At 60.6% G+C, this 19,102-nt stretch carries 25 protein-coding genes; 16 read left to right on the forward strand and 9 right to left on the reverse strand.

The window, feature by feature from the left end; all coding sequences use genetic code 11:
• Positions 1 to 29 precede the first annotated feature (29 nt).
• The 6 genes from J2046_RS02295 to J2046_RS02320 all read left to right on the forward strand — a co-directional run bounded on the left by J2046_RS02295 (position 30) and on the right by J2046_RS02320 (position 6,913).
• Complete coding sequence (locus tag J2046_RS02295) at positions 30 to 2,735, forward strand: sensor histidine kinase (RefSeq protein WP_210048905.1); 2,706 nt, start codon at positions 30 to 32, stop codon at positions 2,733 to 2,735.
• Positions 2,732 to 3,424, forward strand: a complete 693-nt coding sequence (locus J2046_RS02300; RefSeq protein ID WP_210048907.1) for a response regulator transcription factor — start codon at positions 2,732 to 2,734, stop codon at positions 3,422 to 3,424. The genes J2046_RS02295 and J2046_RS02300 overlap by 4 nt, the downstream gene beginning before the upstream one ends.
• Before the next feature lie 28 nt (positions 3,425 to 3,452).
• The gene (locus J2046_RS02305; protein ID WP_210048909.1) at positions 3,453 to 3,902 is read left to right on the forward strand and encodes a PTS sugar transporter subunit IIA; all 450 of its coding nucleotides are present in this window, start codon (positions 3,453 to 3,455) and stop codon (positions 3,900 to 3,902) included.
• Between the two features lie 179 nt (positions 3,903 to 4,081).
• Positions 4,082 to 5,548, forward strand: a complete 1,467-nt coding sequence (locus J2046_RS02310; RefSeq protein WP_210048918.1) for an MFS transporter — start codon at positions 4,082 to 4,084, stop codon at positions 5,546 to 5,548.
• A 94-nt stretch (positions 5,549 to 5,642) separates the two neighbouring features.
• Positions 5,643 to 6,506, forward strand: coding sequence for an aldo/keto reductase (locus J2046_RS02315; protein ID WP_210048919.1), 864 nt, complete (start codon positions 5,643 to 5,645; stop codon positions 6,504 to 6,506).
• Positions 6,503 to 6,913, forward strand: a complete 411-nt coding sequence (locus tag J2046_RS02320) for an NUDIX hydrolase (protein WP_210048921.1) — start codon at positions 6,503 to 6,505, stop codon at positions 6,911 to 6,913. The genes J2046_RS02315 and J2046_RS02320 overlap by 4 nt, the downstream gene beginning before the upstream one ends.
• Here J2046_RS02320 and msrA read toward each other — a convergent pair.
• The 5 genes from msrA to J2046_RS02345 all read right to left on the reverse strand — a co-directional run bounded on the left by msrA (position 6,910) and on the right by J2046_RS02345 (position 10,799).
• Positions 6,910 to 7,623: a peptide-methionine (S)-S-oxide reductase MsrA gene (msrA, locus tag J2046_RS02325; protein ID WP_210048923.1), complete on the reverse strand. Its 714-nt coding sequence runs from the start codon at positions 7,621 to 7,623 to the stop codon at positions 6,910 to 6,912. The two genes, J2046_RS02320 and msrA, sit on opposite strands and share 4 nt — an antisense overlap.
• A gap of 246 nt (positions 7,624 to 7,869) precedes the next feature.
• The gene (locus tag J2046_RS02330) at positions 7,870 to 8,583 is read right to left on the reverse strand and encodes an SDR family oxidoreductase (protein WP_210048925.1); all 714 of its coding nucleotides are present in this window, start codon (positions 8,581 to 8,583) and stop codon (positions 7,870 to 7,872) included.
• A gap of 58 nt (positions 8,584 to 8,641) precedes the next feature.
• A complete protein-coding gene (locus J2046_RS02335) occupies positions 8,642 to 9,316 on the reverse strand; it encodes a peroxiredoxin-like family protein (RefSeq protein WP_210048927.1) in 675 nt (224 codons plus the stop codon).
• Positions 9,317 to 9,369: 53 nt separating this feature from the next.
• Positions 9,370 to 10,140 (reverse strand): enoyl-CoA hydratase/isomerase family protein, encoded by a 771-nt coding sequence (locus J2046_RS02340; RefSeq protein ID WP_210048929.1) that lies wholly within the window; start codon positions 10,138 to 10,140, stop codon positions 9,370 to 9,372.
• Positions 10,141 to 10,142: 2 nt separating this feature from the next.
• Positions 10,143 to 10,799, reverse strand: coding sequence for a glutathione S-transferase family protein (locus tag J2046_RS02345; protein WP_210048931.1), 657 nt, complete (start codon positions 10,797 to 10,799; stop codon positions 10,143 to 10,145).
• A gap of 106 nt (positions 10,800 to 10,905) precedes the next feature.
• On the opposite strand from J2046_RS02345, the gene J2046_RS02350 reads away from it, so the two are divergent.
• Complete coding sequence (locus J2046_RS02350; protein WP_210048933.1) at positions 10,906 to 11,799, forward strand: LysR family transcriptional regulator; 894 nt, start codon at positions 10,906 to 10,908, stop codon at positions 11,797 to 11,799.
• Here the strand turns inward: J2046_RS02350 and J2046_RS02355 are convergent.
• Positions 11,774 to 12,688, reverse strand: a complete 915-nt coding sequence (locus J2046_RS02355; RefSeq protein WP_210048938.1) for an AraC family transcriptional regulator — start codon at positions 12,686 to 12,688, stop codon at positions 11,774 to 11,776. The genes J2046_RS02350 and J2046_RS02355 overlap by 26 nt on opposite strands.
• A 131-nt stretch (positions 12,689 to 12,819) precedes the next feature.
• Between J2046_RS02355 and J2046_RS02360 the strand changes: the two genes are divergently transcribed.
• The 5 genes from J2046_RS02360 to J2046_RS02380 all read left to right on the forward strand — a co-directional run bounded on the left by J2046_RS02360 (position 12,820) and on the right by J2046_RS02380 (position 15,293).
• Positions 12,820 to 13,563 carry an SDR family NAD(P)-dependent oxidoreductase gene (locus J2046_RS02360; RefSeq protein WP_210048940.1) on the forward strand — a complete coding sequence of 248 codons (744 nt, stop codon included), beginning with the start codon at positions 12,820 to 12,822 and terminating at the stop codon, positions 13,561 to 13,563.
• Positions 13,564 to 13,573: 10 nt separating this feature from the next.
• On the forward strand, positions 13,574 to 13,975 hold the full coding sequence (locus J2046_RS02365) for a VOC family protein (protein ID WP_210048948.1): 402 nt from the start codon (positions 13,574 to 13,576) through the stop codon (positions 13,973 to 13,975).
• Between the two features lie 4 nt (positions 13,976 to 13,979).
• Positions 13,980 to 14,321 (forward strand): nuclear transport factor 2 family protein, encoded by a 342-nt coding sequence (locus tag J2046_RS02370; protein ID WP_210048950.1) that lies wholly within the window; start codon positions 13,980 to 13,982, stop codon positions 14,319 to 14,321.
• 196 nt (positions 14,322 to 14,517) lie between these two features.
• Positions 14,518 to 14,763: a hypothetical protein gene (locus J2046_RS02375; RefSeq protein ID WP_210048959.1), complete on the forward strand. Its 246-nt coding sequence runs from the start codon at positions 14,518 to 14,520 to the stop codon at positions 14,761 to 14,763.
• 272 nt (positions 14,764 to 15,035) lie between these two features.
• A complete protein-coding gene (locus tag J2046_RS02380) occupies positions 15,036 to 15,293 on the forward strand; it encodes a hypothetical protein (protein WP_210048961.1) in 258 nt (85 codons plus the stop codon).
• 261 nt (positions 15,294 to 15,554) lie between these two features.
• On the opposite strand, the gene J2046_RS02385 is transcribed toward J2046_RS02380, so the two are convergent.
• Positions 15,555 to 16,328, reverse strand: a complete 774-nt coding sequence (locus J2046_RS02385; RefSeq protein ID WP_210048968.1) for a hypothetical protein — start codon at positions 16,326 to 16,328, stop codon at positions 15,555 to 15,557.
• Between the two features lie 645 nt (positions 16,329 to 16,973).
• On the opposite strand from J2046_RS02385, the gene J2046_RS02390 reads away from it, so the two are divergent.
• The 4 genes from J2046_RS02390 to J2046_RS02405 all read left to right on the forward strand — a co-directional run bounded on the left by J2046_RS02390 (position 16,974) and on the right by J2046_RS02405 (position 18,218).
• Positions 16,974 to 17,171 (forward strand): hypothetical protein, encoded by a 198-nt coding sequence (locus J2046_RS02390; RefSeq protein WP_210048970.1) that lies wholly within the window; start codon positions 16,974 to 16,976, stop codon positions 17,169 to 17,171.
• A gap of 74 nt (positions 17,172 to 17,245) precedes the next feature.
• A complete protein-coding gene (locus J2046_RS02395) occupies positions 17,246 to 17,491 on the forward strand; it encodes a hypothetical protein (protein ID WP_210048972.1) in 246 nt (81 codons plus the stop codon).
• 117 nt (positions 17,492 to 17,608) lie between these two features.
• Positions 17,609 to 17,902, forward strand: a complete 294-nt coding sequence (locus J2046_RS02400) for a hypothetical protein (RefSeq protein WP_210048981.1) — start codon at positions 17,609 to 17,611, stop codon at positions 17,900 to 17,902.
• Between the two features lie 55 nt (positions 17,903 to 17,957).
• On the forward strand, positions 17,958 to 18,218 hold the full coding sequence (locus J2046_RS02405; RefSeq protein WP_210048983.1) for a DUF1488 family protein: 261 nt from the start codon (positions 17,958 to 17,960) through the stop codon (positions 18,216 to 18,218).
• 95 nt (positions 18,219 to 18,313) lie between these two features.
• Here J2046_RS02405 and J2046_RS02410 read toward each other — a convergent pair whose 3' ends face one another.
• Together J2046_RS02410 and J2046_RS02415 are read right to left on the reverse strand one after the other, a co-directional pair.
• On the reverse strand, positions 18,314 to 18,580 hold the full coding sequence (locus tag J2046_RS02410) for a DUF982 domain-containing protein (protein WP_210048985.1): 267 nt from the start codon (positions 18,578 to 18,580) through the stop codon (positions 18,314 to 18,316).
• Between the two features lie 77 nt (positions 18,581 to 18,657).
• Positions 18,658 to 18,897 (reverse strand): DUF982 domain-containing protein, encoded by a 240-nt coding sequence (locus J2046_RS02415; RefSeq protein WP_210048987.1) that lies wholly within the window; start codon positions 18,895 to 18,897, stop codon positions 18,658 to 18,660.
• Positions 18,898 to 19,102 lie beyond the last annotated feature (205 nt).

Here is a 19,102-nt window from a genome sequence, read left to right on the forward strand (position 1 = left end):
CGCTTTCCCGGACGGGAGACAGGTAGTAGATGCCCGACGTCAGTCGTGAGATCGAGAACAGGCCATCGCCGGATGCACTTTTGGAGCATGCCGAGCGCGAGGGGCGTGGGCGTCTGAAGATATTTCTCGGCGCGGCGCCCGGCGTCGGCAAGACCTATGAAATGCTGATGTCCGGCCGCGCCCGCAAGGCCGATGGCGTCGATGTGGTGATCGGGGTCGTCGAAACCCATGGCCGGCAGGAGACCGAGGCGCTGGTCGAGGGGTTCGAGACCACACCTCGAAAGCGGATCGACTATCGCGGCCAGTCCCTTGAGGAAATGGATATCGACGCCATTCTGGCGAGGCGCCCGGAACTGGTCCTCGTCGACGAGCTGGCGCATACGAATGTCGCCGGCAGCCGACATCCGAAGCGCTATATGGATGTGCAGGAGATTCTCGCCCGGGGGATCGACGTCTATTCGACACTCAATATCCAGCATGTTGAAAGCCTGAACGATGTCGTGGCGCAGATCACCCGCATTCGGGTTCGTGAAACCGTTCCCGACTCGATCATCGACCGGGCGGACGATGTCGAGATCATCGATCTTACGCCCGACGACCTCATCAAGCGGCTGAAGGACGGCAAGGTCTATGTGCCGACGACTGCTCGGCGGGCGATCGAGAACTATTTTTCACCCGGCAACCTGACGGCGCTCCGCGAGCTTGCACTCCGCCGTACGGCCCAGCGGGTCGATGAGCAGTTGCTCAACCACATGCAGGCGCATGCGATTTCCGGTCCCTGGGCGGCGGGCGACCGGGTGCTGGTCTGCCTGGATCACAGCCGTGGTGGCGCAAGCCTCGTCCGCTATGCCCGCCGTCAGGCCGATCGCCTGCGGGCGCCCTGGATGACACTGCATCTTGAAACGCCGCAATCGCTCAACCTCTCGGATGAGGACAAGGACAGGCTTGCCGCCAATATGCGGCTTGCCCAGCAGCTCGGCGCCGAGACGGTGACACTGCCGGCGCTCCATCGCTCGCGCGAGATCATTGCCTATGCGAATGCCAACAATTTCACGCATATCATCGTCGGCCGGCCGAGCAAGTCGCGCTGGCGGCAGTTCTGGCAGGGCTCCGTCACCCATGACCTGATCCGCTACGCCGGCGATATCAGCGTCCATGTGATTTCCGGCGATGCGAAGGAGAGCGAGCCGCAGCGCGGGGTGAAGACCGCTCAGCCGCTCAAAGCCTTCCGCATCAAGCCCTACCTTCACAGCACCGTTTTCATAGGGCTGGCGATCATTGCCGGCATCGCCCTCGACCAGACGCTCGACGTCCGCAATCTGGCTCTGGTTTTCCTGATGGCCGTGCTGGCCGCCGCAGTGCGTGGCGGCTTGGGGCCGGGGCTGTACGCCTCTCTGCTCGGTGCCCTTTCCTTCAACTTCTTCTTCCTGGAGCCGCGCTACACCTTGACCGTGCGCGACCCGGAAAGCCTGGTCGCCTTGTTCTTCTATCTTGGTGTCGCCCTTGTCGCGTCGAACCTCACGGCGGCCGTGCAGCGGCAGGCCGCGGCCGCCCGGCAAAGGGCGCGAACCACCGAAGACCTCTATCTCTTCTCGAAGAAACTGGCGGGAACGGGCACGCTTGACGATGTACTCTGGGCGACGGCCTTCCAGATTGCCTCGATGCTGAAGGTCCGTGTCGTAATCCTGCTGCCGGAAAATGGCTCCATCGCCGTGAAGGCCGGTTATCCCCCGGACGACACGCTGGTGGATGCGGATATCGCCGCCGCCAAATGGGCCTGGGAGCACAATCGTCCTGCCGGCCGCGCCGCCGATACGCTGCCCGGCGCCAAGCGTCTCTACCTGCCGATGCGGACCGGCCGCGAGCCGGTTGGGGTCATCGGCCTCGACAACGACAAGCAGGGCCCCCTCCTGACACCCGAGCAGCAGCGGCTCTTCGATGCATTGGCGGATCAGGCGGCGTTGGCGATCGAGCGCGTCCAGCTTGTCTCGGATGTCGACAAGGCCAAGCTCGCGGCCGAGACCGACCGGCTGCGCACCGCGCTTCTGACGTCGATCTCGCATGATCTGAAGACCCCGCTTGCGGCGATCATGGGCTCCGCCGGCATGCTCAAGGATTTCGGAGCCGATATCCCGGAAGAGGCGCGGGCCGAATTGTTGACGAGCATCGTGGACGAGTCGGAACGGCTCAACCGCTTCATCTCCAATCTGCTCGACATGACCCGCATCGGCTCGGGCGCCATGGAGCCGAACTACGCTTTCCATTTCCTGGGCGACATCGTCGGCACGGCGCTCAGCCGGGCGGCGAAGATCGCCGCCCGGCACAGGGTGAAGGTGAACATTCCTGCCGACCTGCCGATGCTGAAGATCGATCCGGTTCTGTTTGAGCAGGTCCTCTTCAATCTCATCGACAACGCTGCCAAATATGCGCCCGATGAGACCGTGATCGATATCCGCGGCTTTCGGGATGGAGATGCAGTCCTGCTGTCCGTCATGGACGAAGGGCCCGGCATCCCGGCCAACGACGTGGAGCGTATCTTCGACAGCTTTTATCGTGTCCGGAAGGGGGATCACGTCCGGGCCGGCACCGGGCTCGGTCTTTCCATCTGCCGTGGCTTTATCGAGGCCATGGGCGGCACCATCAGGGCGGCCAATCGGTCCGACCGTTCGGGGGCGGTCTTCACGATCCGCATGCCGGTGCCTGCCGAGATGCCCCTTCTGGGAGAAGACGAATGACCAATACCGCTGTGCATATACTCATCGTCGAGGATGAGCCGCCGATCCGCAAGCTGCTTCGCGTCGGACTTTCCACACAGGGATATTCCGTCAGCGAGGCGATGAATGCCAAGGTTGCGATGGAGCTTGTCAGGACCGAAAAGCCCGATCTGGTCATCCTCGATCTCGGCCTGCCGGACATACCCGGCCATGATCTGCTCGCCAGGTGGCGGGGGGAGGGGCTCGACCTGCCGATCGTCATCCTCTCGAGCCGCACGGATGAGGGCGGCATCGTCAAGGCGCTCGAACTCGGCGCGGACGACTACATCACCAAGCCTTTCGGCATGAACGAGCTCGTCGCGCGCATCCGCGTGGCGCTCCGCCACCGCCTGCAGAGCCAGGGCGAGAAGCCTGTTTTCAAGACCGGCGATCTTTCCGTCGATCTCGTCAAGCGCATCGTCAAGGTGGCCGGCAAGGAAGTCAAGCTCTCGCCGAAGGAGTATGACATCCTCCGCATCCTGGTGCAGCATGCCGGCAAGGTGCTGACCCACCGTTTCCTGCTGGAACATGTCTGGGACGGGCTGACGGACGTGCAGTATCTGCGTGTCTATGTGCGCCAGCTTCGTCAGAAGATCGAAAAGACGCCCGACCAGCCACAGTATATCCTCACCGAGACCGGGGTCGGCTATCGGCTGCAGGAAGGTCAATAGGCGTCTGCCTCAATCGATGGACACTGCCATGAAACTCCGTGATTATCTCCTGCCGGGGAATATCGTGCTCGACCTTGGGGCGCCGTCCAAGGGCATGCTGATCAAGCAGCTTTCCGAACTCGCTGCCGGAAGGCTTTCGCTTGACGCAAGCGAGATCTCCGAAGTGTTGATCAATCGGGAAAACCTTGGTTCGACGGGCATCGGCGCCGGTGTTGCCATTCCGCATGCGGTTGTCAAAGGCATCGACCGGCATTTCTGCCTCTTCGCGCGGCTGGTGAGGCCGGTAGACTTCGAGGCGGTGGACGATCAGCCCGTCGATCTCGTCTTCCTGCTTCTGAATCCCGAAAGCCGTCCGGAGCACCTGAACATCCTCTCCTGCATCGCCCGGCGCATGCGCGAGGAGGAGACCGTTGCGGCAATCCGCCGGGCGGCAAGTCCGGAAGAAGTCTATGTCAGGCTCTGCCCGCCGGAGGCATGACCGTGACAGCGCACGGCTACTGCGTTTCCGGCGCGGCGCTGATTTGACAAGTGTCAAATCTTGCCTCTTGACGCGGCTCGCCATGGGGATACTTAAAACCATCCCGCACCGACGGCCATCCGACCGCCGAACGTCCATTCCCATCGTGTTCGCCGAGCAGCGTTCTCAGGTAAGACATCATGACTCACCCAGGCTCGAATCGGGCGCTTGTCATCGCGGCCGTGATGGCAAGCATGGCGATGATCGCCATCGAGGCGACGATCGTTTCAACGGCCATGCCGCAGATCGCTGCCCAGCTTGGCCAGTTGAATCTCTATAGCTGGGTTTTCTCGTCCTTCCTGCTGGCGCAGACTGCGACAACGGTGATCTTCGGCAAGCTCTCCGACATCTACGGCCGGAAGCCGATCATCCTGCTCGGCATCGCGATCTTTCTCGCCGCCTCGGTCCTTGCGGGCTTCGCCTGGTCCATGCCTTCGATGATCGCCTTCCGGCTGCTGCAGGGCATTGGCGCCGGCGCTATTCAACCGGTCACGATGACGGTCGTGGGGGATCTTTTTCCCGGGGCTGAACGCGGCAAAGTCCAGGGTTATCTCGCCAGCGTCTGGGCGCTTTCGGCGGTGGTTGGGCCTCTGCTGGGCAGCGTCATCGTCCACAATCTGCCCTGGGCCTGGATATTCTGGATCAATGTCCCGATCGGACTTGCAGCGGCTCTCGGGTTTGTCGTTTTCCTTCATGAGGAGAAACGATCTCGCGGCGCTTCGGTGGACATCCTTGGTGCGGGTCTTTTTGCCGTTTCCATCGCGGCCCTGATGATCGCTTTGACGGAAGCCGAGGGAGCCACAGCGGCACATACAATGCTCGCTGTCGCGATCTTCGTCGTCAGTCTTATGCTTTTCCTGAGGCAGGAGCGTCGTGCCGAAGCGCCGATGGTTTCACTCGACCTCTGGCGGCAGAGGCCGATAGCTGCCGCCAATGTGGCAACCTTTCTCGCCAGCATGGCGATCATGGGACTTACGACCTTCCTGCCTATGTATGTGCAGACGGTATTGAACCGGTCGGCGGTCGTGGCAGGCTTCGCGCTGACCATGCTCCTGATAGGATGGCCGGCGGCGGCAACGCTCGCCTCCCGCTTGTTCCCGCGTTTCGGCTTGCGCCGGATCATGATCTTCGGCAGCGTCTGTATTCCCTTAGGCGCCTTTCTGCTGGTCCTGTTGATGCCCGGCAGCTCGCCCATTCAAGCCGGCGCCGGCTCGCTCGTCATGGGCTTCGGCATGGGCCTCATCAGCATCTGCTCGCTGGTCATCATCCAGGAAAGTGTCGGCTGGTCGGGGCGCGGAAGTGCTACGGCATCGAACATCTTTGCGCGCAATCTCGGCAGTACGCTTGGAGCTGCGGTCCTTGGCGCGGTGCTGAGCTACGGTCTTGCCAATTCCGGCGGAGCCGATGCCGTCACGCCGGATCAGTTGCGCGGCCTTCTGGACGGCACGGGGACGGCGCTTGCCGCTCAATCGTCGATCCGGCTGGTGCTGCAGAACGCCCTTCACCTGACCTTTGTCGTCATGTTCCTTATTGCAGCCCTGATCATCCTCGCCTGCCTTTACGTGCCGGGCGTCATACGGCGGGCTGAAGCCGTGCGGGAAGGTTGAGCTTCAAGGAGCGGTTTCTTTCAAGGTGGCCCGATGAGTTGCGGGCGATGAAAAGTCGATTGGCAAATTGGACCCGGAAAGGGAGATGGAAATCATGTCTGATTTAAATGCGGCCACGTCCGGCACGTTCAGGATTGGCGGGGAGCTTGAGATCAACCGGCTCGGCTTCGGCGCTATGCGCATTACCGGCAGGGGTATCTGGGGGGAACCCGCCGATCGCAATGAGGCGATCCGCACGCTGAAGCGCGTGCCGGAACTCGGCATAAATTTCATCGACACGGCGGATTCCTACGGCCCCGACGTCTCGGAAGAACTGATCCGGGAGGCGCTCCATCCGTATGGCAAGATCGTTGTCGCCACCAAGGGCGGCCTGACCCGCATCGGCCCCGATCGCTGGATTCCGCTCGGCCGTCCAGAATACCTGATCCAGCAGGCTTACAAAAGCCTGCGCCGGCTCGGTGTCGAGCAGATCGATCTCTGGCAGCTTCACCGCATTGATCCGAAGGTTCCCGCGGCTGAACAGTTCGACGCGGTCAAATCGCTGATCGATGCGAAAGTGATCCGTCACGCGGGGCTCAGCGAAGTCTCGGTCGCCCAGATCGAGGAGGCCTCGAAATATTTCAAGGTCGCGACCGTCCAGAACCAGTACAACCTCGTCGACCGCAAGAGCGAGGCCGTGCTGGAATACAGCGAAAAACACGGCATCGGCTTCATTCCATGGCATCCTCTGGCGGCCGGCAATCTCGCCAGGCCCGGCTCGGTTCTCGGCACGCTCGCGAAGAAGCATAATGCTGCGCCAAGTCAGATCGCGCTTGCCTGGGTGCTCAAGCGCAGCCCGGTCATGTTGCCGATTCCCGGCACGTCAAAGGTGAAGCATCTGGAGGAAAACCTCGCTGCGGTGAACATCGTGCTGTCCGACGAGGATTTCGCCGTCCTCGACGCCCAGGGAAGCGCATGAGGATCATCCGGATCTCCGCCGCTCTGATCGTCCGTGCCGACGGAAAGATACTTCTCGTTCGCAAGCGCGGTACGACTGCCTTCATGCAGCCCGGCGGCAAGATGGAGCCGGACGAAAGCCCGGCCGCCGCGCTGGCCCGTGAACTTGAAGAGGAAATCGGTTTGCTGGCCTCCCCGGAACAGTTCCGGTTGCTCGGACGGTTTGAAGCGACGGCCGCCAACGAGCCGGATCATCTCGTATCGGCGGATGTGTTTGTCGTCGAAAGCGGCGACAGGATGGTTGCCCCAGCCGCTGAGATCGAGGAAATCCGCTGGATATCGCCGCTCGATCCAGCCGACATTGTCCTGGCGGAGCTCACCGAACACCACATCCTGCCAGCTTGGCGGCAGACGCTTCTGGGCACTTAATTCGCGACACCTGCTTCCGCGACCAAAATAGGATCGGCGCGATAATCCTTCGGGAACAGTTTCCGGAGGTTGGAAAGCTTCGGCAGATCGTTGAAGACGATATAGGGATAGGTCGGGTTGTTGGCCAGAAAATCCTGGTGATAGTCTTCGGCTGGATAGAAGGCCTTGTCCGGTTCGATTGTCGTTGCGATTGTCGTATCGTAGAGTTTTGCCTTGTCGAGCTGGTCGATATAGGCCTTGGCAATGCGCGCCTGTTCGTCATTTACCGGGAAGATGGCCGAGCGATATTGCGGGCCGACATCCGGTCCCTGCCGGTCGATCTGGGTCGGGTCGTGCGCCACCGAGAAATAGATCTGCAGGAGATGTCCGTAGCTTACTCTCTTCGGATCGAAGGTCACCTTGACGGATTCCGCATGACCCGTCCTGCCATATCCGACCATCTCGTAATGGGCCGTCTCCTTGGTGCCTCCGGCATAGCCGGAAACGGCATTCGTGACGCCTTCGACATGCTGGAACACGCCCTGAACGCCCCAGAAGCAGCCGCCGGCAAAGATCGCCGTTTCCATGTCGGTTGTGTTTGGCGCATGGTCGATCGCCGGCGCAGGGATGGCAATTCCTTCCTGCGCGAAGGCACTGCCTATACCAAACGCCAGAACCACCAGAACGGATGCTGCACCGGCAAGCCTCGGCATTTTTGATCTGCGTTGCATGACGGTCTCCTCAACCGAAACGGATGCGTGGGCTGATCCGAACAGGCGCATGGCCTCGGATGCCAAGCTCTGCTTTCCTGTACATTTACGGAAGCGGGATGCGATTGGTTACACACATCCTCGCGACACACCGAAATGTGATGTCACACGCGTTTTTCACGATCATAGGCAGATAAAGATCGGGATTAGATCGGAAGCTAGATTATCAAATAATTGCAAAGGCTTAGCTATAAACTGACATCTGGGTTATAATGACGCCTTCCCGATCGATGCTCCACCGTCGACATGAAGGGACTGCCCGGTGATGAATGCAGCATCGTCGGATAGGAGGAAGGCAATGGCGGCGGCGATCTCCTCGGGCTTGCCGAACCGCCGCATCGGAACACCGGCAAGATAACGCGCCTCACCGGCGCTGCCGGGGGCGTTGTTTGTCCGGAACAGCTCGGTTTCCGTCGGCCCCGGCGAGACGGCGTTGACTGTGATGCCGGTCGCGGCAAGCTCGAGCGCCCAGCTTCTGGTGAAGCTAACGAGAGCAGCCTTGGCAGCCGCATAGCTCGTTCGCTCGACGCTACCAAGCACCGTAAGGCTGGAGATATTGACGATCCGGCCCCATCCCCGCGAGCGCATGCCCGGAAGTGCCGCCTGCGTAGCGCACAACGCCGGGTGGAGGTTGACACGCATGACTTCCTCAAGCGTCGCGACCGCGATGTTGCCGAGGGGCGCCGCACGAACGAGGCCGACATTGTTAACGACGCCGTCGACCCTGGCTTCCCGGACGATTGCCGCGAGCCTGTCGCCGGACGCCGCATCGGCAAGATCGAGAGGATGGAACTCGCCTGGGAAACCCTCGGACGCATGGCGCGCGATACCAATAACGGCGTCTCCGTGATCCGCGAGGCACTTTGATAGGGCAAGGCCGATGCCTTTGCTGGCCCCGGTGATCAGAAACGTTCTTTTCATGGGATGTCCTTTCGGCCTCGCCGCTTGCCGCAGCGAGGCCTTGTTGAATGGATGTCGATCAGGCGGAGAGCGAAGCGGCGCGCCGGAGCGCCGGCAGCATGTCTTCAGGTTCCGGACGGCGGGTGTAGTCCGGGTTGACCTCGGCGTAGAGGATTACTCCGTTCTGGCCGACGACGTAGCGGGCCGGCATCGGCAGGGTCCAGCTCGGATCGCCGTTGAAGGCGGGCAGGTCGTTCTTCAGCGACTTGTAGAGCTCGATCAGATAATCCTGCATCTCGAAGCGCAGGCCAAAGGCGGCTGCAACATCGTTGTGCGGGTCCGACAAGATCGGGAACGCGAGGTTGTTCTGCCGGACGGACTTGCGGCTGTTGACCGGATTCTGTGGCGAGATCGCGACCAGGCTTGCGCCGAGTTCCTGGAACTGCGGCAGCGCCTCCTGCAGCGCTTGCAGTTCCATGTTGCAATAGGGGCACCAGACACCGCGGTAAAAGCTGATGACCAGCGGTCCCTTCGACAGGAGATCGTCGGACGAGACCGTGTTGCCCTCCGGGTCTGAGAGCGTGAAGGCCGGTAGCTTGTCGCCGGCCTTCAGCGCACGCTGGGCCGCACCCGAGGCGATCAGTTCTGCGGTGGCGCGGCGCATGGTTTCGATAACGGAGTAAGGCACGTTATAGGGCGGTTTGCCGGCTTCGAAATCGGCCTTGAAGGCATCGAGCCTGGATTGCAGGGTCATGATGGAATCTCCTTGATAATCTTGGTTTGGATGAATGACGGACGCGGGAATGGTCAGCCGTTGTCCGCCAGAGAGCGGGCGACTTCGGCGGCGCTGATGCCTTCGAGCGCGAGGCCATAACCGGCACCTTCGTCGATGATCCGGCGCAGCTTCTGGGTCAGCGCGATGCGGGTGTAGCGGCTGGTCAGCGGCGGCAGGGCTGCAAGCCCCTCGGCGATCTCATGGGCGCGGGCGAGCAGCCTGTCGGCCGGCACGATCTCGTTGACGGCGCCCCAGTCCTTGGCGGTCTGCGCATCGAGGATCTGCCGGGTGAGAATGAAATGCCGACCGCGGACGCTTCCGACCACTTCCGGCCAGAGCAGGTTCACGCCGTCGCCGGGCACGATGCCGAAGTCGAAATGCGGCTTGTCCTGGAAGACGGTTTCGGGCGTTGCGAGAATGATGTCCGTCAACAGGGCATATTCCGAATGCAGCAGGACCGGTCCGTTCAGCGCCGTGATCATCGGCACCTCGATGTCGAGGATGTTCATGAGGACCTTCCTGCCCTCCCGGAAGATCTTGTCGTAACCGCGCGGCGAGAAGAAATCGAAGCCCTCGGGGCTGATCGCGTCCATGAAGGCGTCGCCGGAACCCGTCAGGATGACGACGCGGTTATCAGGATCGGAGCCGATCTGATGAAAGAGGTCGACGAACTGCTCGTGGGTGTGGCCGTTGAAGACGAGCTTGCCGCCGTCGGTGTGCAGCACGACCTCGAGGATGCCGTTTGCGGAGCGGGTCAAACGAGCATTCGGGAAGGCGTATCTGTAGTTATCGAAGTTCGACATGGTCATTCTCCTATTTGATGGGATGAGGATGCGGCAGGGACAAGAGCCTCGATGCGGGAGAGGGCACGCTGGACGGCGGGACGGGATGCGACCGTGTCGTACCAGCGGGACAGGTTGGGCAGGCCGTCGAGCACCAGGCCGGGAAACTGGCGACGCCAGAGCCAGCCAAAATGGGCGATGTCGGCGATGGTGAAGCTGTTGGTCGCGACGAAAGGCTGGCCAGAGAGCTTCTCCTCAAGCAGCGCGAGGATACGTTCGGCCTCGCCGGTGAAGCGGGCTTCCGCGATAGGCTGCGGCTCCGGCGACGAGCGCTTGAAGAATCCGGCATTGCCGAAGGAGGGGCTCAGGCCCGAGGCGTGGAAGAAGAGTTGCTCGAAGACTCGAGCACGGCCTGTTGCATCCGTCGGCAGCAGCTTGCCCGTCGTTTCCGCGAGATGGACGAGGATCGCGGCACTTTCCGTCAGGACGAGGCGTTCGCCGTCGGCGTCATCGACCAGGACGGGCACCTTGCCGTTCGGATTGAGGGCGAGGAACGCCGCTTGCCTCTGCTCGCCCTTGCGGACGTTGACCGGCTTCAGATCGTATTCAAGACCCATCTCCTCCAGAGCAATCGGCACCTTGACGCTGTTGGGTGTCGCGAAGGCATGCACTTCGATCATGTTCATCTCCATCGGCTGTGTTGTCGTTGGAGGGAGTTATGACCATTCCCAATCTATTGCGGCAGCGGTGTCGAGGCGATAATGCTTATTCCAAAGGGGAATAGGTATGGACAGGCTACAGGCGATGACCGCGTTTGTGCGGGTTGTGGAAACGGGCTCGTTTTCGAGCGCGGCGAGGCAGATCGGCGTCGGCCAGCCCGCGATCTCGAAGACGATCGCCCAGTTGGAGGATCGGCTTCAGGTCCGCCTTCTCCTCCGCTCCACCCACGGCTTGACGCCGACGGATGCCGGGGTTCGCTTCTACGAACGCGCAAAGACGGCGCTCCAGGAGGCCGACGAGGCCGAACTGGAGGCCAGAGGCGCCGGTGCCGGCCTCTCGGGACGCCTTCGAGTCTGCGCGGCAACGACCTTTGCCAGGCTGATGGTGCTGCCGCACCTGCCGAAGTTCATGGCAGCGCATCCAGGACTTGAAGTGGACGTGATCCTCGACGACCGCGTCATCGATCTCATCTCGGAAGGCATCGACGTCGCGCTGCGTATGGGCGACCTTGCAGATTCCTCCGCGGTCGCCCGGCGACTCACCTCCGGGCGCCGTTCTGTCATCGCGACGCCGGCCTATCTCGAACGACATGGCGTGCCTGCTACACCTGCGGATCTCGCTGGGCATCAGGCGGTCGTCTACACCCAGCTCGGCAATGACTGGACCTTCCGGAAGCAGGGGACTGAGGCATCCGTCGTGGTGAGCGGTCGGGCCCGCTTCAGCGCCGCAGAAGGAATACGGACCGCCGTTCTGGCTGACATGGGACTTGCGGTCGCCTCCGACTGGATGTTTTGGCCCGAGCTTGATACGGGAGCGGTTCGTCGTGTGCTGGAGGATTGGGAGCTTCCGGATGTCGGCTTATGGGCCGTATTTCCCACGGGAAGGCTTGCGAGTGCGAAGGCACGGGCATTCGCGGACTTCGTTGAGAATGTCGTCAATCGCGGTGATGGAAATCGATGATCGGACCCGCAATATTTCTCTCGCGCAGTCTCGCCGCGTCTCTCGACGGCGGCAGGCCGAACTGCCGGGCGTACTCGCGGCTGAACTGCGTCGGGCTTTCGTAACCCACACCGAACGCGATAGATGTGGCGTTGCCTTCGCCCGCGATGAGGAGGGATCGCGCGTGCAGCAACCGCACGTGCTTCTGGTACTGGAGCGGACTGAGCGCGGTCACGGCCTTGAAGTGACGGTGAAAGGCGGAAACACTCAGCGCCGCCATCTCCGCCAGGGTCTCGACGCGCAACGGCTTGGCGAAGTTCTCCCTGATCCATCGGATGGCAATGCCGATCTGCGAAAGAGCGGTGTCGGGCGTCGCGATATCCCGCAGCATCCATCCCTGCGACCCCTGCAGCACCCGGAAGAGGATTTCCCGCTCATAGGCGGGAGCAAGAGCGGCGATCTCGTTCGGACGCTCCATCAGGCGCAGCATCCGCAGCCAGGCGTCGAGCAGTTCCGGCGTCACAGGCGCGACGGAGAAGCCGGGGCTGTAGAGCTCACCTCCGGCAGGTTTGGGCAGCTCCGCCAGCAGGTTCGCGATGATCGCAGGCTCGAGCGTCAGGCTAATGGCAAGATAGGGATCTCCATCATCCGACGGGTGCACGGAGCCGACCGCCGGCAGATCGACCGACATCACGAAATACGTCGCGGGATCGTAGCGAAACGTGCGGTCGCCGACCGTCATGGTCTTCGATCCCGTCAGGATCAGATTGACCATGGGATCGTAGACCGCGGCTAGCTTATGTTCGGGGATTTCTCCCTGCACCATGGCGACGCGCGGAATGCCTGTCTCGGTGCGGCGGTTCTCCGCCCGGGATGCCAATTTTTTCAGTTCCTGAAGTCGTATGTCCATGGGTTTGTTGTTCCACACGGGCGGCTCGCATTCAACGGCAAAGCAGAAATAGGCAAGATTCGAAGAGGATCGTGCGAGCGCTCACGAGGGCAGACGGCTATCACTCAGCTATCCGATCGAAGGAGCACCAAATGAGCATTGTCATCGTCACTGGTGGAAGCCGCGGCCTTGGAGCCAGCATCGCGATCCAGTGCGCCAAGCGCGGCATGGGCGTCATCCTCACTTACAATAGCAACAGGACAGCCGCCGAGAAGGTTGTCAGCATGATCGAAGTAGACGGCGGCAAGGCCCTCGCTCTTGATCTGGACGTCAGCAACAGCGCGACCTTCTCCGGGTTTCGCGACGCAGTGGGCGAAGCGCTGGCAAAGACATGGAAAGCCCAGACCTTCGACTTTCTCGTCAACAATGCGGGATACGGGCTCTACAACCCGATCGCGACGGTGACGGAAGAAGAGTTCGACGGGCTGTTCCGCGTGCATCTCAAGGGGCCGTTCTTCCTCACGCAGGCACTGCTTTCCCTTATGGCCGATGGCGGTCACATCGTGAACGTGACGAGCGCGACCAGCCGTGTGGCCACCGCCGGCGTTGCGCCCTATGCCTCGTTCAAGGGCGGCCTCGAAGTGCTGACCCGCTACATGGCCAAGGAGTTCGGCGAGCGCCGCATCCGCGCCAACTCCGTTGCGCCGGGACCGATCCGCACCGAACTCGGCGGAGGCCTCAGCCAAGAATTCGAGGCACTGCTCGCCGGGCAGACCGCGCTCGGTCGCGTCGGTGAACCGGACGATGTCGGTTGCATGGTCGCGAGCCTCTTGTCGGACGAGAACCGCTGGATCAATGCCCAGAACATCGAAATCGGCGGCGGCTACATCATCTGAGGAGGCTCTCATGCTCGATCATATCTTCCTCACGGTCAGCGATATCGGGCGCTCGGTCGTCTTTTACGAGAGAGTGCTCCCGATCCTCGGTTTCACCACTCGCCACGACTATGACGGCAGCCAAGGCCCGGCGGGGCATCCCGACCTCAAGGGCTTCGGTGCCAGAGGCAGAATGTTCTTCTGGCTGAGAGAGGGCACGGTTGCGCCCAGCGCCGCGCATGTCGGCTTTATCGCGGGTTCCGAGACAATCGTGAATGCCGCGCATGCCGAGGCTTTGGCGGCCGGGGCGGCCGAAATCCACCTACCGGGGCCGCAGCTTCACTACGATCCCCGCTACTATGCGGCGCAGGTCAGGGACCCGGACGGTTACAGCCTCGAATTCGTTTTCAAGAGCTGGCAGCAGGGGGGCTGATGCGATGACCGCAGATACACTGCGCGAGACGGCAGATGCGCTGATCGCCGCTACCAACGCCTTCGATCCCGACGCGGCATTGACCCTGTTCACCCCGGAAGCGGTGATCGACGACCCGTCGACCGGCCACCGTTTTGACGGCCACCCAGGCATCCACGACTACATCACGCGATACTTCATCGGTTATCACACGGTCACCCGCTTCCTCTCGATCGAGAGTATCAGCGAGACCCAAGCCCGCGTGCGGGTCGATTTCACCGGAGACTTCGGTCACGAGATCGGTCTCCTCGACATCTCGGTCAATGCAGATGGGCTCATCACGCGCATCGACGCTGATCTCGAATAATCACAGGAGAAGAAATATTATCTGGTTCGTGCCCTCGACAGGCATGCTTTTCAGCCCAAGACGTCTGGCGTGGCCGTGCTCGGCCCGCAGAATGCCCAGGTCGGCAGAAATCTTTCCCGGAATACCGGGAACGTAACCAATCGCGAAAAGAAACGCGACGAGAAGGACTCGCGACTTCTTGTATGCTAGTTTGAGGATGATCGATGATGCAAATGCCGTCCTGGCTGCTGCCATCCTTCAAGGGGATTGGATGGCAGACCTAACAGTGCGGTATGCCGTTCGTGAAGAAATAGATCGTAGTTGGACCGTCTATGATGTCTTCACAGGCCTGCCTGCAAAACCCTCGACGTGGTTTCTTGTGGACCTGTCCGAAAAGCAGGCTGAAATGTACTGCACCATTGTCAATGCAAAAGATGCCGCGCGCCGCGGAGAGCATGACTGATTGAGCTTCATTTGTCGGGACGAAGTTTCTCCATGGCCATGAGTTGCCGGGGATATCTGCTTTTGCCTGCAGGCCTGCCAAGCTGTGTTAGCTTCGCTAAGGCGACCAGGACACCTCTTTGACGGCTGGAGCTTGAGCTTTTAGCTTCCGTGTCGGGCGCTATCCGTTGCTTTTGCCCGGACACAAGCGCATGCTCCGAACTTCAGCAGCCGTTTAAAGGGCGCTGCTGCTTCAGGGCATCCATACCCTGGCCCCAATGAAAGGAGGAGGCCATGTCTTCCATCCTTCATCCTAAGAACATCGCGCGTAATCTGGTTCGGGTTGGTGGATCGGGATACCGCGAGAATATCGAACTCAAGGAAGCCGGTGAGCGCGCTCGACATGCGGAAGTTGCCATCAGCGGCTTTCAGGCGGGCGTCACCGGAGCAGGCATAACGCTGTCCCGCTTAGCCGATTTTGGCAAGGCGCGATCCGTGGGCATTGTTGCCTATCTGGGCGAGCGCAGGGATACAGCACGACCTCTGCTATAACGAGGCCTCGATCGATATCGAGGCGACAGATGCATCGTCGCGAACTGAAACAATCCTATACCACCGGCACAGGAGAGGCTAAAATGGCCAAGGGTCAAATACGCAGCAATCGGGAAGCTCGAAAACCGAAGAAGGATAAGAGCGCAACTCCAGTGGCTGCGGCCCAAGGGGCACAAGTCAAGCTTGCTCAGAGCGGTCTTGGCTTGGGGAAGAAATCCAAATGAATTCGGTGGAGGCACCGTAGGGCGCCTCCACTGTTCTTCAATCCATGACGCAGACACCGCCGCGCAGCCGATAGGGACGACTACAGTCCCAGCCATTGCCGGTCGAGTTGAGATGCGCGTTCTCAGGAAGCTCGATCCGTAAGCATTCATCGGCCCTCATTTCGAAGCCTCGGTCGCATTTCCATTTCTGCCCATAGGATGCGTCGACGAAAATAGCGTTCTCCGGAACCCGGACGGCGACACACGCCTGCTCCTTCTTCTCAAAGCCTCTATCACACCTCCACTCGTCTCCGCCGGTTGTCAGATAGGCGTGGGCGGGGACTTCGAGCCTGATGCATGCCTGTTGGGTTGTCCGATAACCCCTCTCGCATTCCCAACCGGATCCCTGGGTCGTGTCCGACAAGAATGCGTTCTCCGGAACTTTAATAAGGTCGCAGCCCATGTCGCTTTGACGGTAACCACGCAGGCATCTCCAGCGATCGCCGGAATACGGGTCGAGGTAGGCATTCTCCGGAACCTGAACGGCGAGGCATTGATCACCCTTTTCGAGAAAGCCGTAGTGGCAATCCCAGCCTTTGCCGTAAGAGGTGTTCGTCAGAAAGGCGTTGTCCGGAAGCTTCACCTCAGAACAGGCATCATCCTGCCTTCGAAAGCCACGATTGCAGTCCCAGCCGGAGCCGTAGCGGCTCGCCTGAGCATTTTCAGGCATCGGCTTCGCGGACTGGCCAAACGCTTGGGAACCGAGCATCGATGCAAAAAGCAGGAGGATAGCTATGGTCAGGGCCAGTGCCCTGTAAGATGGTTGGCGCATGAGTTTGTCTCCAATAGGCCGTATCCGCCTATCTCAGACCGAAGGTCCGAGAAGCGACGCGGACGGGCGGGAAATAGCCAAGGGCATTGCGGGGCTACCGAAGCTTCGGCTTTTTCTCCGGAGTTTCCAGGGCAGCGGCAGGCCTGGGCGATATCATCGGACCGACGAGCGGCGGGCCCTGAAGGTGCCGCCTCCTGCGAGCCGCGGCAGAGACTATCCCAACTTTACGGTTTCCTGGATTTCGCCCGCTTTCGCAGTCTGCGTTCAGGAGCATTTTCTGAAAATAAAGCAGGAAGTTGGCATGCGAGGATCGGGACGACATCGCGTCCTCCTCTTGTCGGGGCTAGGGCACATCCGTCCCTCAGGCGGCAGCGCCCTGACCAGTTGCAGCCGACAAAATACCTTGAGCTTCATTTCTGCCTTTGGCAAGCAAGGCTTTGACCCTTCGTGCAGCATCTTGAAAGCGACGCACTGCAACACTATATAAAAGGTACGTTTTCAGCCTTGCGGCTACCTGATCCTCCCGGCTGCGCCGGTTGCTTGGCAAACCCTGATTTTGCGAACGTTGCGAACTCTGGCCCCCCGGCTGGAGGAGAGGTTTGTGCCGGACGCCCTCGTCTGGCAGCCATACTGAGGATGCCAATCATGATCAAGACAACCCGCCATGCCGCCGAAGGCCTGTTCAAGCGTCCAGATCCCGCAGAGGGATCCGATGCCGCGAAGCTGCAGGATTTTCGCAGCAGACAAATTCTCCGGAAGCGGGAAACGAAACTCGCCGAGATGAAGCAGCGTCTCCAAAAACGCGCCACGGACACCGTCGGGCTGACCTCGTTCTTCCGTTGATGCCGCAGGAGCGGTGAAGCCCGATTGCCCTCGACAAAATCTCCATCTCCCTCCGATCGCAAGGAACAGGACTTATGGCGGCTTTCGACTACAATGCAGGTGCGGGGCTCTACCCGTGCAAGACCATCAACAGAAGGAGTCGCCTCCGCTACAAAAGGTTCGATTCCGCCGCCGAAGCTCTTCGCTTTGCGATCGAGGATATGCCGGCCTCTCTTCTTCGAGGGTCCGTGCTGGAAATCGATGAAGCGCGTTTCGATGGCATGCAGATGCGCAAGCTCTACGAGGCCGAAGCATATCCGCTGGCGCGACGGAAATCGTGAGGCGCGGTGCTGATGCGATTTGCCCGACCGCTATGTCCGCATAATTCTCCGAGCGCAGGCAGAGGGACCATAGGCGACTATTTTCAAAGATCTTTCTATCCACGCAAGGACTGAACAGTGAATACGATCACGCTTACACCCGCCCAGATCAGGGGCCTGAAACTCGCCAAGGAAGGGGACCTGTTTCCGCGGGAGGGCGATCGATGGACGCACCTTGATGCCTCCGTCACCTATGCAAAGAACGACCGGTTTCGGGAGCGACCGCAAAAGATCAAGTTTCTCACATCGTCGACATTGGCCACGTTGCGGGAGTTTGGACTTCTGCGCAGTCTCGATCCCGACGGGAAGACGCAAGAGGCCGCCCATGGGATTACCCTGGCTGGCAAGATGTGGCTTCTGAAGAACAAGTAATCCATCGAGAGCGCCGGTCTTTCGGCGTTCCCTATTTCTTGAAGCGGAGCCCGTCATGACCCTTCTATTTCCGAACAGGAGCCGCAGCTTCGACGATGTGCGCAAGGTGGTGCGCTTTCTCGGCTATGATGGCATGTTCGAGGTTCGGTTCTTTGTGGAGGCGGCCGCGCTTGCAAAGACGTCGGCCGGAATGTCGGAGACTGACTATCTCAGGGCCTTCGATGCGGCCCGTCCCGACATTCAGGAAGCCGCGACGAGACTTTATCACCCCAAGCGCGGAACGACCTATACGCTCACAGCTGCGGATCTGGGCTAGCTCTTGCGGTCTCCGGGAGCCGCCCTGCGAGGGTCCAAGACTACCCGAAATGCAAAGCGCGCACGCACCCGGCGAATTCAAGTGTTACGCTACGGCTATCTCAGGCGAAAATCCGCCTGCGCGCATGCGGCGATGAAGTCGTCGCGCATTTCTTCAGGCGTGATCAAGCCTTTCAACGCATCGTAACAACGATGGCGCGCTCTCCAATAAGGAAACCCTGTCTGGATGGCCCTATTGTCGGTCAGATATTGAAGGGCATCTTGAGGGCCACTGACCTTTCGGGTCGGCTCATCTCCGATGGCAACATAAACCGGCACTTTCCAGCGGGTTCCAAATTCAATTCGTATGACGTCCGATTCCACGGGTTCTCCATAACTGATCGCTGATATGGTGCCGTCGCCAATATGACGGGTCGCGGAGCTGCCCGTCTTTGAAATGTTCAAATGGTATGCGTCTTATTCAGGCAGGCTTCCCTTACAGCCCCATCAAAGGAGACGCGGGCTTCCTGGGGCGTCTGGCGTCCGTCCAGGGCTGCCAGTATCGCCATATGCGCCAGCGCAAACTGCGCCCCTTTTACATGGGGCCAGGATTTCATCATGAAATGATGAGCCTCCAACGGGCCGATGATCGAAGCATTTCCGATTTTCACCGGCGGCATCCATCGTGCTGTCAGCAGCATGGTTTTCCTCCCGGCCGGCTGGTTTGAACTCTCACCATAGCCATCCCTCGGATAACATGAAGATGATGAGGGCAAAACTCAGGCCTGCCACCGCTCTGGGAGCCACCATGTCATATGAGTTGTGCAGAAAATGTCGGGATCTGGAAGACATGTCGTCCTCCTTGATTGGGGCTAGGGCACTTTGGCCGCCCTTACGACAACGCCC

The sequence above is a fragment of the Neorhizobium petrolearium genome (genome assembly GCF_017873175.1).
GTDB classification, from domain to species: domain Bacteria; phylum Pseudomonadota; class Alphaproteobacteria; order Rhizobiales; family Rhizobiaceae; genus Neorhizobium; species Neorhizobium petrolearium.

What these genes read in the sequence shown, in the direction of transcription:
- J2046_RS02395 (WP_210048972.1), top strand. Translation starts at nt 17,246, where the DNA reads ATGGCGGCTTTCGACTACAATGCAGGTGCGGGGCTCTACCCGTGCAAG.
- J2046_RS02320 (WP_210048921.1), top strand. Translation starts at nt 6,503, where the DNA reads ATGAGGATCATCCGGATCTCCGCCGCTCTGATCGTCCGTGCCGACGGA.
- J2046_RS02385 (WP_210048968.1), bottom strand. Translation starts at nt 16,328, where the DNA reads ATGCGCCAACCATCTTACAGGGCACTGGCCCTGACCATAGCTATCCTC.
- J2046_RS02295 (WP_210048905.1), top strand. Translation starts at nt 30, where the DNA reads ATGCCCGACGTCAGTCGTGAGATCGAGAACAGGCCATCGCCGGATGCA.
- J2046_RS02390 (WP_210048970.1), top strand. Translation starts at nt 16,974, where the DNA reads ATGATCAAGACAACCCGCCATGCCGCCGAAGGCCTGTTCAAGCGTCCA.
- msrA (WP_210048923.1), bottom strand. Translation starts at nt 7,623, where the DNA reads ATGCAACGCAGATCAAAAATGCCGAGGCTTGCCGGTGCAGCATCCGTT.
- J2046_RS02300 (WP_210048907.1), top strand. Translation starts at nt 2,732, where the DNA reads ATGACCAATACCGCTGTGCATATACTCATCGTCGAGGATGAGCCGCCG.
- J2046_RS02340 (WP_210048929.1), bottom strand. Translation starts at nt 10,140, where the DNA reads ATGTCGAACTTCGATAACTACAGATACGCCTTCCCGAATGCTCGTTTG.
- J2046_RS02405 (WP_210048983.1), top strand. Translation starts at nt 17,958, where the DNA reads ATGACCCTTCTATTTCCGAACAGGAGCCGCAGCTTCGACGATGTGCGC.
- J2046_RS02370 (WP_210048950.1), top strand. Translation starts at nt 13,980, where the DNA reads ATGACCGCAGATACACTGCGCGAGACGGCAGATGCGCTGATCGCCGCT.
- J2046_RS02330 (WP_210048925.1), bottom strand. Translation starts at nt 8,583, where the DNA reads ATGAAAAGAACGTTTCTGATCACCGGGGCCAGCAAAGGCATCGGCCTT.
- J2046_RS02315 (WP_210048919.1), top strand. Translation starts at nt 5,643, where the DNA reads ATGTCTGATTTAAATGCGGCCACGTCCGGCACGTTCAGGATTGGCGGG.
- J2046_RS02310 (WP_210048918.1), top strand. Translation starts at nt 4,082, where the DNA reads ATGACTCACCCAGGCTCGAATCGGGCGCTTGTCATCGCGGCCGTGATG.
- J2046_RS02335 (WP_210048927.1), bottom strand. Translation starts at nt 9,316, where the DNA reads ATGACCCTGCAATCCAGGCTCGATGCCTTCAAGGCCGATTTCGAAGCC.
- J2046_RS02365 (WP_210048948.1), top strand. Translation starts at nt 13,574, where the DNA reads ATGCTCGATCATATCTTCCTCACGGTCAGCGATATCGGGCGCTCGGTC.
- J2046_RS02375 (WP_210048959.1), top strand. Translation starts at nt 14,518, where the DNA reads ATGATCGATGATGCAAATGCCGTCCTGGCTGCTGCCATCCTTCAAGGG.
- J2046_RS02380 (WP_210048961.1), top strand. Translation starts at nt 15,036, where the DNA reads ATGTCTTCCATCCTTCATCCTAAGAACATCGCGCGTAATCTGGTTCGG.
- J2046_RS02345 (WP_210048931.1), bottom strand. Translation starts at nt 10,799, where the DNA reads ATGATCGAAGTGCATGCCTTCGCGACACCCAACAGCGTCAAGGTGCCG.
- J2046_RS02355 (WP_210048938.1), bottom strand. Translation starts at nt 12,688, where the DNA reads ATGGACATACGACTTCAGGAACTGAAAAAATTGGCATCCCGGGCGGAG.
- J2046_RS02415 (WP_210048987.1), bottom strand. Translation starts at nt 18,897, where the DNA reads ATGCTGCTGACAGCACGATGGATGCCGCCGGTGAAAATCGGAAATGCT.
- J2046_RS02305 (WP_210048909.1), top strand. Translation starts at nt 3,453, where the DNA reads ATGAAACTCCGTGATTATCTCCTGCCGGGGAATATCGTGCTCGACCTT.
- J2046_RS02360 (WP_210048940.1), top strand. Translation starts at nt 12,820, where the DNA reads ATGAGCATTGTCATCGTCACTGGTGGAAGCCGCGGCCTTGGAGCCAGC.
- J2046_RS02350 (WP_210048933.1), top strand. Translation starts at nt 10,906, where the DNA reads ATGGACAGGCTACAGGCGATGACCGCGTTTGTGCGGGTTGTGGAAACG.